Source organism: Thermodesulfobacteriota bacterium (genome assembly GCA_036482575.1).
Classification (GTDB): domain Bacteria; phylum Desulfobacterota; class GWC2-55-46; order GWC2-55-46; family JAUVFY01; genus JAZGJJ01.
In genome coordinates, this window is the sequence record JAZGJJ010000027.1 from 1 (window position 1) to 13,434 (window position 13,434).

At 59.8% G+C, this 13,434-nt stretch carries 8 protein-coding genes; 7 read left to right on the top strand and 1 reads right to left on the bottom strand.

Going from position 1 to position 13,434, the window contains the following annotated elements:
• Together typA and V3W31_00995 are read left to right on the top strand one after the other, a co-directional pair.
• A partial coding sequence (gene typA / locus V3W31_00990; GenBank protein ID MEE9613514.1) for a translational GTPase TypA occupies positions 1 to 1,764 on the top strand: 1,764 nt, incomplete at its 5' end.
• A 74-nt stretch (positions 1,765 to 1,838) separates the two neighbouring features.
• Complete coding sequence (locus tag V3W31_00995; protein MEE9613515.1) at positions 1,839 to 3,656, top strand: DEAD/DEAH box helicase; 1,818 nt, start codon at positions 1,839 to 1,841, stop codon at positions 3,654 to 3,656.
• 16 nt (positions 3,657 to 3,672) lie between these two features.
• Here V3W31_00995 and V3W31_01000 read toward each other — a convergent pair whose 3' ends face one another.
• Positions 3,673 to 4,221 (bottom strand): M15 family metallopeptidase, encoded by a 549-nt coding sequence (locus V3W31_01000; protein ID MEE9613516.1) that lies wholly within the window; start codon positions 4,219 to 4,221, stop codon positions 3,673 to 3,675.
• Positions 4,222 to 4,673: 452 nt separating this feature from the next.
• On the opposite strand from V3W31_01000, the gene V3W31_01005 reads away from it, so the two are divergent.
• The 5 genes from V3W31_01005 to V3W31_01025 all read left to right on the top strand — a co-directional run.
• Positions 4,674 to 8,036: a PAS domain S-box protein gene (locus V3W31_01005; GenBank protein ID MEE9613517.1), complete on the top strand. Its 3,363-nt coding sequence runs from the start codon at positions 4,674 to 4,676 to the stop codon at positions 8,034 to 8,036.
• An 813-nt stretch (positions 8,037 to 8,849) separates the two neighbouring features.
• On the top strand, positions 8,850 to 10,223 hold the full coding sequence (locus tag V3W31_01010) for a HAMP domain-containing sensor histidine kinase (protein ID MEE9613518.1): 1,374 nt from the start codon (positions 8,850 to 8,852) through the stop codon (positions 10,221 to 10,223).
• 5 nt (positions 10,224 to 10,228) lie between these two features.
• Positions 10,229 to 11,965 (top strand): EAL domain-containing protein, encoded by a 1,737-nt coding sequence (locus tag V3W31_01015; GenBank protein ID MEE9613519.1) that lies wholly within the window; start codon positions 10,229 to 10,231, stop codon positions 11,963 to 11,965.
• A gap of 79 nt (positions 11,966 to 12,044) precedes the next feature.
• Positions 12,045 to 12,497, top strand: coding sequence for a hypothetical protein (locus V3W31_01020; protein ID MEE9613520.1), 453 nt, complete (start codon positions 12,045 to 12,047; stop codon positions 12,495 to 12,497).
• A gap of 110 nt (positions 12,498 to 12,607) precedes the next feature.
• Positions 12,608 to 13,434: aminotransferase class V-fold PLP-dependent enzyme (locus tag V3W31_01025; GenBank protein ID MEE9613521.1), on the top strand; the 827-nt coding region annotated here is incomplete at its 3' end.

Consider the following 13,434-nt stretch of genomic DNA (forward strand, 5'->3'; position numbering starts at 1 on the left):
ACGCTCGTGGACAGCATGCTCAAGCAGGCCGGCATATTCGGCGCCAGGGAAGAGGTGAGGGAGCGGGTCATGGACAGCATGGACCTCGAACGGGAGCGGGGCATAACCATCATGGCCAAGAACACCGCCGTCGTCTACGACGGGATGAAGATCAACATCGTCGACACCCCCGGGCACGCCGACTTCGGGGGCGAGGTCGAGAGGATCCTTAAGATGGTGGACGGCGTGCTCCTCTTGGTGGACGCCTCCGAGGGGCCGCTCCCGCAGACGAGGTTCGTCCTTAAGAAGGCGCTCGAACTCGACCTGCCTCCCATACTCGTCATAAATAAGATCGACAGGCAGGACGCGCGCATCCGGGAGGTGCTCGACGAGGTCTACGACATGTTCATAGACCTTGACGCCACCGAAGATCAGATCGACTTCCCCGTGGTCTACGCGATCGCGAGGGACGGCATAGCCAAGCTCGACCCGGAAGACGATTCTCGGGACCTGAAACCGCTCTTCGACCTCCTGATAAACAAGATGCCCCCGCCCGGTGGCGACCCGGACGGGCCGCTCCAGCTGCTCGTAACCAACATAGACTACTCGGAGTACATCGGCAGGCTCGCGGTCGGGAGGATAGAGTCCGGGACGCTCCGTTCCGGCGACGCGGTCGCCGTGGTGGGCGCCGACGGCATGGATGCCGATGGCGCGGTGGCGCGGACGAGGGTCACGGCCCTCTATACATTCGAGGGACTCGAAAGGAAGGAGACCAAAGAGGCGGGCGCGGGAGATATAGTGGCGCTCGCCGGCATGGAGAATGTCGGCATAGGGGATACGATAACCGACAGCGAAGAGCCGAAGCCTCTGCCCCGGATAAAGATCGACGAGCCCACCATATCGGTCGTCTTCTCGGTAAACGACTCCCCCTTTGCCGGCAGGGACGGCAAGTACGTCACCTCCAATAACCTGAGGGAGCGGCTCGAAAAAGAGCTCCTCTACAACGTCTCCATAAAGGTCGACTTCGAACGGCCCGACGCCTTCAAGGTGATGGGCAGGGGAGAGTTGCAGATAGCGATCATCATCGAGATGATGCGGCGGGAGGGCTACGAGCTCTCCGTGGCCATGCCCGAGACGATAACCAAGAGGATAGACGATAAGCTCCACGAGCCGATGGAGCTCCTCTTCGTGGACGTGCCCGAGGAGTACGTCGGCGTCGTCACCCAGCAGCTCGGGATACGCAAAGGGAAGATGATAAAGATGGAGAATAACGGCTACGGCAGGGCAAGGCTCGAGTTCAGGGTGCCGTCGAGGGGGCTGATCGGTTTCAGGTCCCAGTTCCTGACCGACACCCGCGGCACGGGCCTCATGAACCACCTCTTCGACGGATACGAGCCGTTCCACGGCGCCATAACGAAGCGCGCCACCGGGGCGCTCGTGGCCGACAGGGCGGGCAAGTCCAATACCTACGCCCTGAACCACCTCCAGCCACGCGGGACGCTCTTCATAAAGGAGGGCACCCCGGTCTACGAGGGCATGATAATAGGCGAGAACTCGCGCGATAACGACCTGGACGTGAACGTAACGAAAGAGAAGAAGCTCACCAACATGAGGGCGGCCGGCTCCGACGAGACGCTCCATCTCATATCCCCGAGGGTGATGAGCCTCGAGGGCGCCATCGAGTTCATAAGGGAGGACGAGCTTGTGGAGGTCACCCCGGAGAACATACGCCTGAGGAAGAAGGTGCTTCAGGCGGGCAAGAGGCCGAAAAAGGTTAAGGAATAGGGTTACGTTAAAATCCGGCCTTCCTCGTATTATCCCTTGAAGAACGGGAGTGGATAGCATATAATCAGCCGTTAATGAAGTTTTCAATCCTGAATATACATAAAGACCTCCTGGAGGGCATCGCCGCCATCGGCTTTGAGCGGTGCACCCCCGTCCAGGAGCAGTCCCTGCCCGAAACCCTCGCCGGCAAGGACGTGATCGTCCAGTCCCAGACCGGCACGGGCAAGACGGCGGTCTTCGTCATAACGGCCTACAACAGCTTCCTTTCCGGCGAGCCCAAGAAGACAAAGGGCCCGCGAGCCCTTGTGATGGCCCCGACAAGGGAGCTTGCCGTCCAGATAGAGAAGGAGGCCGAGAAGCTCGCCAGGCACACCCCCTTCCACTCCGTGGCCATCTATGGCGGCGTGGAGTACGAGAAGCAGATCTCGGCGCTCAGGCGCGGGGTGGAGCTGGTGGTCGCCACACCCGGAAGGATGATAGACCTCTACAAGTCCAAGAGCCTCTCCCTTGACGACATAGAGGTGTTCATAGTGGACGAGGCCGACCGCATGTTCGACATGGGCTTCGCCCCGGACATCCGCTACATAGCCGGAAGGCTCCCCAAGGGAAAACCCCGCCAGACGATGCTCTTCTCCGCCACGATAGACACCAACGTCCACAGGCTCGCCTCCAGCTACATGAAGCCGGACCCGGTCGTAGTGGAGATAGAGCCCGAGCAGGTTACCGTCGATAAGATCGACCAGAAGGCTTTATACATATCGAACGAGGAGAAGCTCCCCGCACTTATGGCGCTCCTCAACAGGCCCGACATGGAGCGGGCGATAATATTCACCAACATGAAGAGGACGGCCGAGATGCTGGAGTGGAAGCTCGCGGGCAACGGTTTTTCCGCCGAGGTCCTCACCGGCGACGTGACCCAGTCCCGGCGCCAGCGGATAATCGACGGCATGAAGTCCGGGAAGCTCAGGATACTCGTCGCAACGGACGTGGCCGCCAGGGGACTCCATATAGAGGACGTCTCGCACGTTATAAACTTCGACCTCCCTCAGGAGGCCGCGAGCTACGTCCATCGTATCGGCCGTACCGCCCGGGCCGGCAAGAGCGGGAAGGCCTACAGCCTCGTATGCGAGGAGCACGCCTGGAACCTCCCGGCCATAGAGGAGTTCATAGAGAGGAAGATCGAGGTGGAGTGGCTGAAGGAGGAGGAGATGGTGGAGGACAAGGCCGGCTCCTACAGGAAGAAGCGGCCCCCGAGGAAAGAGGCCGAGAGGGGGAGGGGGAAAAGCTCCCGCTCCGGACCCGCGGCTACTAAGGGAGGAAGGGGGGGCAGTGGGGGAAGAGATGTCCGGAAGCCGTCGGCGCCGGGAAGGTATAAAGATAAAAGGACGAGTGCGGGGGCCGCTCCCGCTCCGGAGCCTGAAAAGATTACTGAAAAGAGTTTTGCCTCTAAAGATAAAAAGGCCGGTCCCGGTATTGGCACCGGACCCAGACCCCCCAGAGCGGCCAGGAAAGGTCCCGGCGAAAGGCGGGGCAGGGAAGGCGGGGAGGGGGGGGATGGGGGGGCTCCGAAAAAAGCTCAAGAACCCTCCATGAAGCAGGGGGCCGGGAGGGCGGCCAAAGGACCGGATGGAGGAAGAGGAAGAGGAAAAGGGGAAAAGCCCGCCGGAGTGCGTTCAAGCGGTCGGGGCGGTCGGGGGAGGGGGGATAAAGAGGGTCTCGCGCCGAAGAGCAGAGAAGATCGTATTGCCCTCTATAAGGAGAAGTACGGCGAGGAGTTCCGTCCCGTCGAGGAGAGCGGCAAGGGCAGGCGCAGGGGTAAGGGGAAGGCGGGCAAGAAGTCGGAAGTCGGCATGCTCAAGCGTATACTGAAAGCCTTCAGCAAAAGTTCCTGATCTTTCCTGTCATCTGTTACTCTTGAACCCCCTTCAACCTCCAGTGCCATGGCTCGTAAGATACCGCCGTACCTTCCTTCGGGAACGAGAGATAGAAGCCGAAGCGAGAGGCGTTCTCACTTAACCACCTGAACGCCGGTGTCTCCTCGAAGCAGCTCTCAACGTCGCAGCCGCGGCGTTTTTTATCCCCCATGTCTATGGCCGTGCCCGTGTGGTGCTCGGAGTGCCCCGGAGGGGCGACCCAGCGGGCGGCCTTCTCCTCGCTCCCGTACTTCCTGACGGCCCTCTCGAAGAGCCCCTTCTGGTAGGAAAAAGTCCTGAACCCCGATATGGGCACGAGCCCGACGCCGTCGCGTTGGGCCGCCTCCCGCATGGCCTTGAAGGCCCCGGCCGCTTCGGTAGTAAGTTTTACCACGCGTCCCGTGTCGCGGTAGTTCCCCGCCGGAGCGAGCCCACCCTTCTCCGCAACCTCATAGGCCCTGTGGCCGTAGAGGGTGTCGCTAGCGAGTGCCGGGCCCGCGAGAGATAAGATAAGCGCAAGCGTAAAGAAAGCAAGGTCCTTCATCCTCACGAATCTATCCCACCCCGGCGTAGGTGTCAAGTGAACACCATGATGGTGTTTTAATTTCAAGGCTAACGTTCGGAGTACGAGATAGCAATGCTGTATTGGGCCGCGCATGGCGTTAACCGTGCGGCAGCACCATGATGGTGGGGCAAGCAGATTGCAGAGTGGGGATTGCAAATTGCGGATTAACTGCCTTTAAATCTTTATTCCGCAATCCGAACTCCGTAATCCGCAATCGAAACTACCGTGCGGCAGCACCCTTTCGGATGTTAAAGATAGGGTTTCTCTCCCCTTTTCCCCCTTGCGTCGCTGATAAACTTCGTGTTAGCATTGAAACAGGGTTCCGTCCTGCACGTGCCGCCTGCACGCGCCGGATGACGGGGTTCGTTTAATTTCCGTACGTCTTTAAGGCCGCCGTAGCGGCGTACTGTTCACTCATAGGGAGTGCGCTTATGAAAGCAGGGACTAAGGCCATCCTCTGGCTCGCTGCCGCGGCAGTGGCTGCCGCCTCGTTGATAGTCTTTGCCCCGGCCTACCATGGCGAAAGGGTCATCTACCTCGTAATGGAGGTGGCGGGCGTCTTCCTGGCCCTGTCCGTGGCCATCGTTGCCTTCAACTGCGCCGTGGACGGGACCGAGGGTCTCTCGCCGTACATTTCAGCTGCCTTCCTGGCCGCCGGTATTGCCGACCTGGCCCACGCGCTGTTCGCGATGGGTATAATAACCCTTCCCCAAGACACCCTGGACAGCTTCATCCCCGGCACCTGGACCATCGGCAGGACGGTGCTGGGCGCGATACTGCTCTACGGCCTGGTCCGTACCTCACGCGACCCGCGGCACATTCCGTCCACGGGGTTGCTGGCCCTGGCCGCCGTACTTATAACGGCCGGGGCCATGGCCTTCTTCGCTCTCGTTCCGCTCCCGGCTTTTATCATTGGGGACGTCTCTTCATTTTTCCGTCCGTGGGAGGTCCCCGCCCTGGTGCTTTACGGGGCCTGCCTGTGGATGATTTTTAAGGGCGGGGAGGGAGGAAAGGGTATTCCGTTAATCCCCTGCCTGATCCTCGGCATGGCGGTCCAGGCCGTTATGTCGTCCTCGCCGCTGCGCTTCTACCCTTCTCCCGACACTAGCCACATCATGAAGGACGCGAGCTACCTCGCGGCGCTGCTTCCGCTCGGGGTACTTGCCCTGGAGAGGGCACGCAAGTCGGTCCAGGGCGCATCCCTCCGGATACTCTCCGGCGCCGCCGTGCTGCTCCTTGCGCTCTCGCTCGCGTCGATGGTCACGCTCGCGGTCGTTAAGAGCATGTTCGATGAGACGACGGAGGCGAGGGAAGAGGGGAGCTATGCCGGAGAGGTGAGGCGCGACATATTGATGCTCGCATACCCGCTCCACGACTACCTGGCCTCGGGCGACCTCCGGGCCAGGGACGAGTTCGAAACCGGGTTTGCCGGGATGACGGAGGAGCTCGGCAGTCCGATCGCCGCCAGACTCGAAGAGGAGTACGATTTTGAGCCCAATAGGTATATAGAAGAGATACGTCTGTTGGCCGATAGTGTCTTTGCGGGCGCCGTTCTTGCGGACCAGGGCGAAAGGGCCCGGTTGGACCATGAGGTGAACGAGCTGTTTATGGGGGAGCTGGCCCTGCGGCTCGACGGGGTTGTAAGGGCCGAAGGGGAGGAGATAGCCATGCTCCAGGATACAAGCCTCCGCTGGAACTCAAGGCTCATACTGGGGCAGGTCGCGATACTGCTCGCGCTCCTGCCCGTTCTCTTCGTCCTGGGAAGCGCGCAGGCGCGTCGGCAGGTCCGGCCCCTTATCGAGCTTACCCGTACGGCCCTGGACGTTCAGGGAGGGAGTCGCGGCGTAAGGGCTGGGGTGACGACCGGGGACGAGGTGGGTGCGCTCGCAATGGCTTTTAACTACATGCTCGACTCCATGCAGGAGAGCGAGGAGCGGGCCGACCTTGCTATTAAAGGGGGCGACCTCGGCACGTGGGACTGGAACGTGCTTACGGGGGAAGTGGTCTATAACGAGCGCCTGGCCGAGATGCTCGGCTACAGGCTCGATGAGATCAAGCCCGACTTACAGGCATGGAAAAAGTTCGTGCATCCGGACGACCTGCCGATGGCGGAGGAGCGGCTGAACCTGCACATGGAGGGCAGGAGGCCGTTCTATGAGGCCGAGCTCCGCATGCGGATGAAGTTCGGACAGTGGAAGTGGGTCCTTGTCCGGGGCATGGTGGTCGAGCGGGACGATGAAGGCTGGCCGCGACGCGTGACCGGCACGCACCTCGACATCACCGAGAATAAGGCGGCCGGAGATGCGCTCCGCAGGAGCGAGGAGAACCTCAGGGACTTCCTCGACAGCGCCAGCGACCTCATCCAGAGCGTATCGCCCGACGGCCGCTTTACGTACGTCAACCGCGCCTGGAGGGAGACCCTCGGCTACAGCGAAGCGGAGGTGGCGGACCTCACCACGTTCGACGTCGTCCACCCGGACCAGCACGACTACTGCAGGGGGATATTCGAGCGCTTTACCAGAGGGGAGGATATAAGCCACATAGAGACCGACTTCATCAGCAAGGACGGCCGTAAGGTGCCCGTTAGCGGGAGCATCAACTGCCGCATGGTCGACGGCGAACTCGTGGCCACGCGCGGCATCTTCCACGACTGCACGGAGCGGGAGTTGAGGATGGACCTTAGAAGGCTCATCGAGGCGGCGAACGCGCCGATATTCGGGATAGACGTGAGGGGGAGGGTGAACGAGTGGAACCGGACTGCGGAGCGCATTACGGGCTATACCAAGGAAGAGGTCATGGGCAGGGACTTCGTGGGGGAGTTTATAAGCAATGACTACAAGGGTCCGGTGGGCGATGTCCTGGGTAAGGCGCTTAAAGGCGAGGAGATCGCCGACTACGAGTTCCCGCTCTATACCAAAGGCGGGCGGAGGGTCTTGTTCCTTATGAACGCCACCGCACGTCGCGACGCCGCGGGCGGGATAACCGGGGTCTTTGGCGTGGGGCAGGACATAACCGAGGCGGCCGAGTACAGGGAGGGTCTCGAGCGGAAGGTGGAGGAGAGGACCGTGGAGCTCAGCAAGGCACTCGAGAGGGAGAAGGACCTCGGAGAGTTGAAGACGCGCTTCGTCTCCATGGCCTCCCACGAGTTCAGGACGCCGCTCACCTCGATACTCTCCAGCAGCGACATAATCAAGCGCTATGCCGCCAGGATGACCGACGAGGAGAGGGCCGAGCGCCTCGACAAGATACAGTCCGAGGTCACGCACATGACCGAGATGCTGGAGGACGTCCTTGTGGTAGGCAAGGCCGAGGCGGGAAGGCTCGAGTTCAACCCCCGCACGCTCGATCTGAAGAAGCTCTGCCGTGAGTTCGCCGAGGGGGCCGTGCTTTCCGCGGGGGAAAGCCATGACGTCGAGTTCTCCTGGGCCGGGGAGTGCGGGGATGCGGTGGGGGACGGAAAACTCCTTAAGAACATCCTGAGCAACCTCCTCTCGAACGCCGTCAAGTATTCGCCCGACGGGGGGAAGGTTTCGTTCGACGTGTCCTGCGACGGCGACACGGCGGTCTTCCGGGTAAAGGACGAGGGCATAGGCATTCCCGAGAAGGACATGGAGCGGCTCTTCGCGCCGTTCCACAGGGGTAAGAACGTAGGGAATATCCCGGGCACCGGGCTCGGGCTCTCGATAATCAAGAACTCGGTCGACCTGCACGGCGGCACGATAGAGGTGGATAGCGAGGTGGGCAAAGGCACCGCCTTTCTGGTAACGATACCGGTCGGTAAAAAAGGAGGGTAGAGAAGGCGTAGGTGCCAAGTGAACACCCCGTGACGGGGTTTCAGATTTAGAAACTATCGACCGCAACACAGGCTGCCAACGTTACAGTGGACCGCACCCGCGTTAACCGTGCGGCAGCACCATGATGGTGTTTTAATTTCAGGACGACCGTTAGTGGCGTTTGGCATGGAAGGTGTAATGGGTTCGCGTATGGCGTTAACCGTGCGGCAGCACCCCCTATCGTCTCAGAGTGTTAAAGGCCGGGTTTCTCCCTCCGCTTTACCCTTGCGCCTAAGATAAACTTCGTGTTAGAATTGAAACGAGACGGCCAACCCGTGAAGTAAGAACATAAGTTGGGGGTCCATGTCTATCAGAGCTAAACTTCTCTTATTCGGGGTGGTCGCCGTTATCCCGGTGCTGCTTACGGGGGTATTGAGTTTTTATATTTCAGGGAAATATCAGAGACAAACTATTTTAAAGGGATTGGAGGTTATCGCTGACGTCAAAGAAGGCGAACTTTTAGCCAACCTTGAAAAACTGAAGATAATGTCCGTAGACTTTGCCTCCGACGGCCTTATCAGGGACAGCCTGGAAGAGGTCGTTGGAAAGTCCTCTAAAAGGTCTTCCGCGGCCAGTCGTCTTAACGAACACCTCCTGGAGCACAAAATGCCCCTGCATGGCGACCTGACGTTTATCGATGTTTTAACCCTCGACGGAAGGGTCGTTGCCTCCTCGATTCCCGAAAGAATCGGTCTGACCGGAGAGAAAGAGGTTGCTCTTCCCGAATTGATGAAAACGTATATACATCTTCACGCAGAGGAGGGGACTGTAGGCTTGGCGGTATCGACACCGGTAACAGCTCGGGGCAGGTCTTCCGAGGCCATCGGCATACTCGTGAACCACTATGATTTCGAACTGATAAACGGGGTGATGACGGGTGAGAGCGGCCTGAAACTCGGGGCCTTGACTCAGCGCAGGGGCCTTGGAGAGACCGGGGAGACCTACCTTGTCGACCAGTCCGGAACCATGATTACCGATTCGTTGTTTGTAGAGGATGCCGCTTTCAGGCAAAAAGTGGAGACTTATCCGGTGGGAAGATGTCTACGGGAAAACCTGGAATCAATTGGCACCTGGCCGGATTATCGTGGCGTGCCCGTAGCGGGCGCTTCCATGTGCATAACGGGTGGGGACTTCAAGTGGGTGCTCATTACGGAACAGGACGTCGCCGAGGCCTTCGCGCAGGTTGAAAATATGAAGAAGATATCGATTGTTCTAACGCTGTCCTTTTTTATTATTGCCGTTCTGGCGGCACGTTCCATGGCCAAATCGATTGCAGACCCGCTCAAGGCCCTTCATGATGGCACGGAGATAATAGGAGGGGGCGACCTGGACCACAGGATAGGGCTTGACAGGGATGATGAGCTGGGCCTTCTTTCCCGGGCATTCGACACGATGACACAAAAATTAAACGATAGGACCGTCGAGCTCAACAAGACGCTCTACAGGGAGAAGGAGCTTGGAGAGCTGAAGACGCGCTTCATCTCCATGGCCTCACACGAGTTCAGGACGCCGCTTACCTCGATACTCTCCAGCAGCGACATAATCAAGCGCTACGCCGCCAGGATGACCGAGGAGGAGAGGGCCGAGCGCATCGACAAGATACAGTCCGAGGTCACGCACATGACCGAGATGCTGGAGGACGTCCTTATAATAGGTAAGGCCGAGGCCGGAAAGCTCGAGTTCAAGCCCCGCGCGTTCGATCTGAAGAAGCTCTGCAGGGCGTTCGCCGAGGGGGCCCTGTTTTCCGCGGGGGAAAGCCATGACGTCGAGTTCTCCTGGGCCGGGGAGTGCGATGATGTGATGGGGGACGAGAAGCTCCTTAAAAACATCCTGAGCAACCTCCTCTCGAACGCCGTCAAGTATTCGCCCGACGGGGGGAAGGTTTTGTTCGACGTGTCCTGCGACGAGGAGACGGCGGTCTTCCTGATAAAGGACGAGGGCATAGGCATTCCCGAGAAGGATATGAAGCGGCTCTTCACGCCGTTCCACAGGGGTAAGAACACAGGGGATATCCCGGGCACCGGGCTCGGGCTCGCTATAACCAAGAACTCGGTCGACCTGCACGGCGGCACGATAGAGGTGGATAGCGAGGCTGGCAAAGGCACCGCCTTTCTGGTAACGATACCGGTCGGTAAAAAAGGAGGGTAGGGAAGATGGAGAAGATACTCGTAATAGAAGACACCAAGGCCATTCTCGACGACATGATAACCATCCTCGGCTTCGAGGGCTTCGACGCCCGGGGCGCGGAGAACGGCATAGAGGGCGTGAAACTGGCCGGGGAGTTCCTGCCCGACTTGATAGTTTGCGATATACTCATGCCGGAGATGGACGGCTACGGGGTGCTCGAAGCGCTCAAGGGAGAGCCGTCCACCGCCAGCATCCCCTTTATCTTCGTTACGGCCAGGGCGGCCAGGGAGGACCTCCGTAAGGGCATGGAACTCGGGGCGGACGATTACCTGACCAAGCCTTTTACCACCGAAGAGCTCCTCTCCGCCGTAAGGACGAGGCTTGAGAAGAAGGTCTCCGAAACCAAGGAGTATACCGAAAAAGTCGAGCGCGTCGAAGAGAAGCTGGACCGCGCCACCTACTACGACCTTCTTACGGGCCTGCCCAACCAGATCATGCTGCAGAAGAGAGCCACCGCCGTGCTCGGGGAGATACCGGATGACGCCATGATAGGGGTCATCTTGATAGACCTGGACCGCTTCAGGAACGTAAACGAGGCCCTGGGTAACGACGTCGGCGATTCCGTGCTCAAAACAATGTCCGGAAGGATGTCCGCCTCCGCCGACACTCAGGGCGCCGAGCTCTTCCGGCTGCGGGGGGATCATTTCGTCGTGCTGGCCCCGAAACTCTTCGAGCGGGACGACGCCGTAGGGGTCGCGGAGAAGATGAAACACTGCATCAGGCAGCCGGTCATTGCGAAGGGCGTAGAGATCAACATAACCGCCAGCATGGGGATAAGCCTCTACCGGCGCGAGAGCGAGGACATCGGGGAGCTGATTAATATGATTACCAACGCCGAGGTGGCGATGCGCCGCGCCAAGGAGCGGGGCCATAACAACTACCAGTTCTACGAGCCGGATATGAAGGAGCAGGCCCTGAACAACCTGGCCCTCGGCAACGACCTTCCCCTCGCCATCGAGCGGAACGAGTTGAGGCTCCACTACCAGCCCAAGGTGGACATAGGGAGCAACAAGACCGTGGGTATGGAGGCGTTGGTCCGCTGGCAGCACCCGAAACTGGGGGTGGTCCAGCCGGGGAGCTTCATCCCCCTGGCGGAGGAGACCGGCTTCGTTATCCCGCTCGGCGAATGGGTCCTGAATGCCGCCTGCAAGCAGAACAAGTCCTGGCTGACCGCCGGTATAGGTCCCCGCACCGTGGCGGTCAACATTTCGGCGCAGCATCTGGTCAGGCCGGACATGGTGAAGACCGTCGCCGGGGCGCTGAAGAAGAGCGGGCTCGAGCCGCGGTACCTGGAGATCGAGATCACCGAGAGCGCGATTATGAAGGACCCGGATGCCGCCGTCGAAGTGTTCGGCAAGCTGAAAGATCTGGGCGTCAGTATCGCCATAGACGACTTCGGGACGGGCTACTCCTCACTGGCCTATTTGAAACGCTTCCCCATAGACTCGCTTAAGATAGACCGCTCCTTCATACGCGACGTCACGACCAACGAGAAGGACGCGGCGATAGTCGTCGCGGTCATTGCAATGGCGCACGGCCTGGGTATAAAGGCCATTGCAGAGGGGATAGAGACCCGGGAGCAGCTCGATTTCCTGCGCGCCAACCGATGTGACCAGATGCAGGGCTATCTCTTCAGCCGTCCCCTGCCCGATAAGGAGTTTACCGACCTGCTCAGGGAAGACAGGTCTTTGCCGTCGGGATAGGGGGGGATAGCCGCTGTACTTGACAAACTCCGCATTATGGGTAAAAGTCTATTCCTGACATGAATCCCGGAGGTATGAGATGAAACGTGTACTATTGTCGTTTTTGGTCCTCTTCGCGCTCGTTGTCGCGCTGCCGGCTTCGGTCACGGCCGAGGAGGAGGAACACCCCGGAGAGCATCCCGGCGAAGATAGCGAGGGGATGGCCGACCACGTAAGGAAGGCCATAAAGGAGTTCATATGGGAGGACACGCGCCTTAAGGGCGGGCACTTCCTCGTGTGGGACGAAAAGGAGGAGCAGGCCCGCGTCCTCGACTTCGTGAAGTTCCACGAGAAGGTCAGGTTCATAAAGAAAAAAGAGGTCTACTTCATGTGCACGGACTTCAAGGGCCGCGACGGGACCGTGCTCGACATGGATTTTTGGCTCAAGAAGACAGACGACGGCTTCCTGAAGGTGACCGAGGTCAAGATACATAAGGTCGCCGGAAAGCCGAGGTATACCTACGACAAGGACGAGATGAAAGAGGTCGAGTAATTTTTCTCACGGTTGCGCGGGCCGGGGAGGGGGGGGGGTGGAAATCTCCCCCCCTCCCCGGCCCGTTTTTTTATTTCAGCTTTCCCCGGCGAGATGCTATCATAGCCCGCATGATATACCTCGATAACGCCGCAACCTCGTACCCGAAGCCCGAAGAGGTCTACGCGAGGGTGGACGAGATCTTCCGGACCGTGGGGGGGAACTCCGGCAGGGGTTCGCACCGTATGGCTCTGGAGGCGGGAAGGGTGATCTTCCGGGCGAGGGAGTCGCTCGGGAAACTCCTCGGCGTTCCGGACGCCTCGCGCATTGTCTTCACCAAGAACGCCACCGAGGCGATGAACGTGGCCTTGAAGGGGTTTTTCAGGCCGGGAGACCACGTGGTGACGACCGCCTTCGAGCACAACTCCGTTGCGAGGCCGTTAAGAAAGCTCGAACGCGGGGGTGTAGGCGTAACGAAGGTAACGGGCTCGCGCGGGGACCTTATTGAACCTTCGGATATCGAAAAAGCGCTTACGGCGGATACGAAACTCGTCTGTATCGTGCACGCCTCTAACGTTTTCGGTACGATACAGCCGATAGAGGCGATAGGCGAGCTATGCCGCAGGAAAGGCGTCCCCTTTATGGTCGACGCCGCGCAGACCGCAGGGGCACTGCCTCTGGATATAAGCTCCATGAACGTGGATATAGTCGTCGGTACGGGCCATAAGGCGCTCTTCGGGCCGCAGGGCACGGGCTTTCTCTATCTCGGTGACGGTGTCGAGCCCCCGCCGCTAATCGACGGCGGTGTCGGCGAGCAGGACGACGAGTTCGAACTGCCCGACAGGCTCGAGACCGGCACCATGAATACGCCCGGCATAGGAGGGCTCGGCGCGGGCGTGGAGTTTCTCCTCACCGAAGGGGTCGGAAGGGTAAGGGAGAAGGAGGGGGCGCTCGTCTC

Excerpts from the sequence above, each read along its gene's own strand:
- V3W31_01005 (MEE9613517.1), top strand. The coding sequence starts at position 4,674 with ATGAAAGCAGGGACTAAGGCCATCCTCTGGCTCGCTGCCGCGGCAGTG.
- V3W31_00995 (MEE9613515.1), top strand. The coding sequence starts at position 1,839 with ATGAAGTTTTCAATCCTGAATATACATAAAGACCTCCTGGAGGGCATC.
- V3W31_01020 (MEE9613520.1), top strand. The coding sequence starts at position 12,045 with ATGAAACGTGTACTATTGTCGTTTTTGGTCCTCTTCGCGCTCGTTGTC.
- V3W31_01015 (MEE9613519.1), top strand. The coding sequence starts at position 10,229 with ATGGAGAAGATACTCGTAATAGAAGACACCAAGGCCATTCTCGACGAC.
- V3W31_01000 (MEE9613516.1), bottom strand. The coding sequence starts at position 4,221 with ATGAAGGACCTTGCTTTCTTTACGCTTGCGCTTATCTTATCTCTCGCG.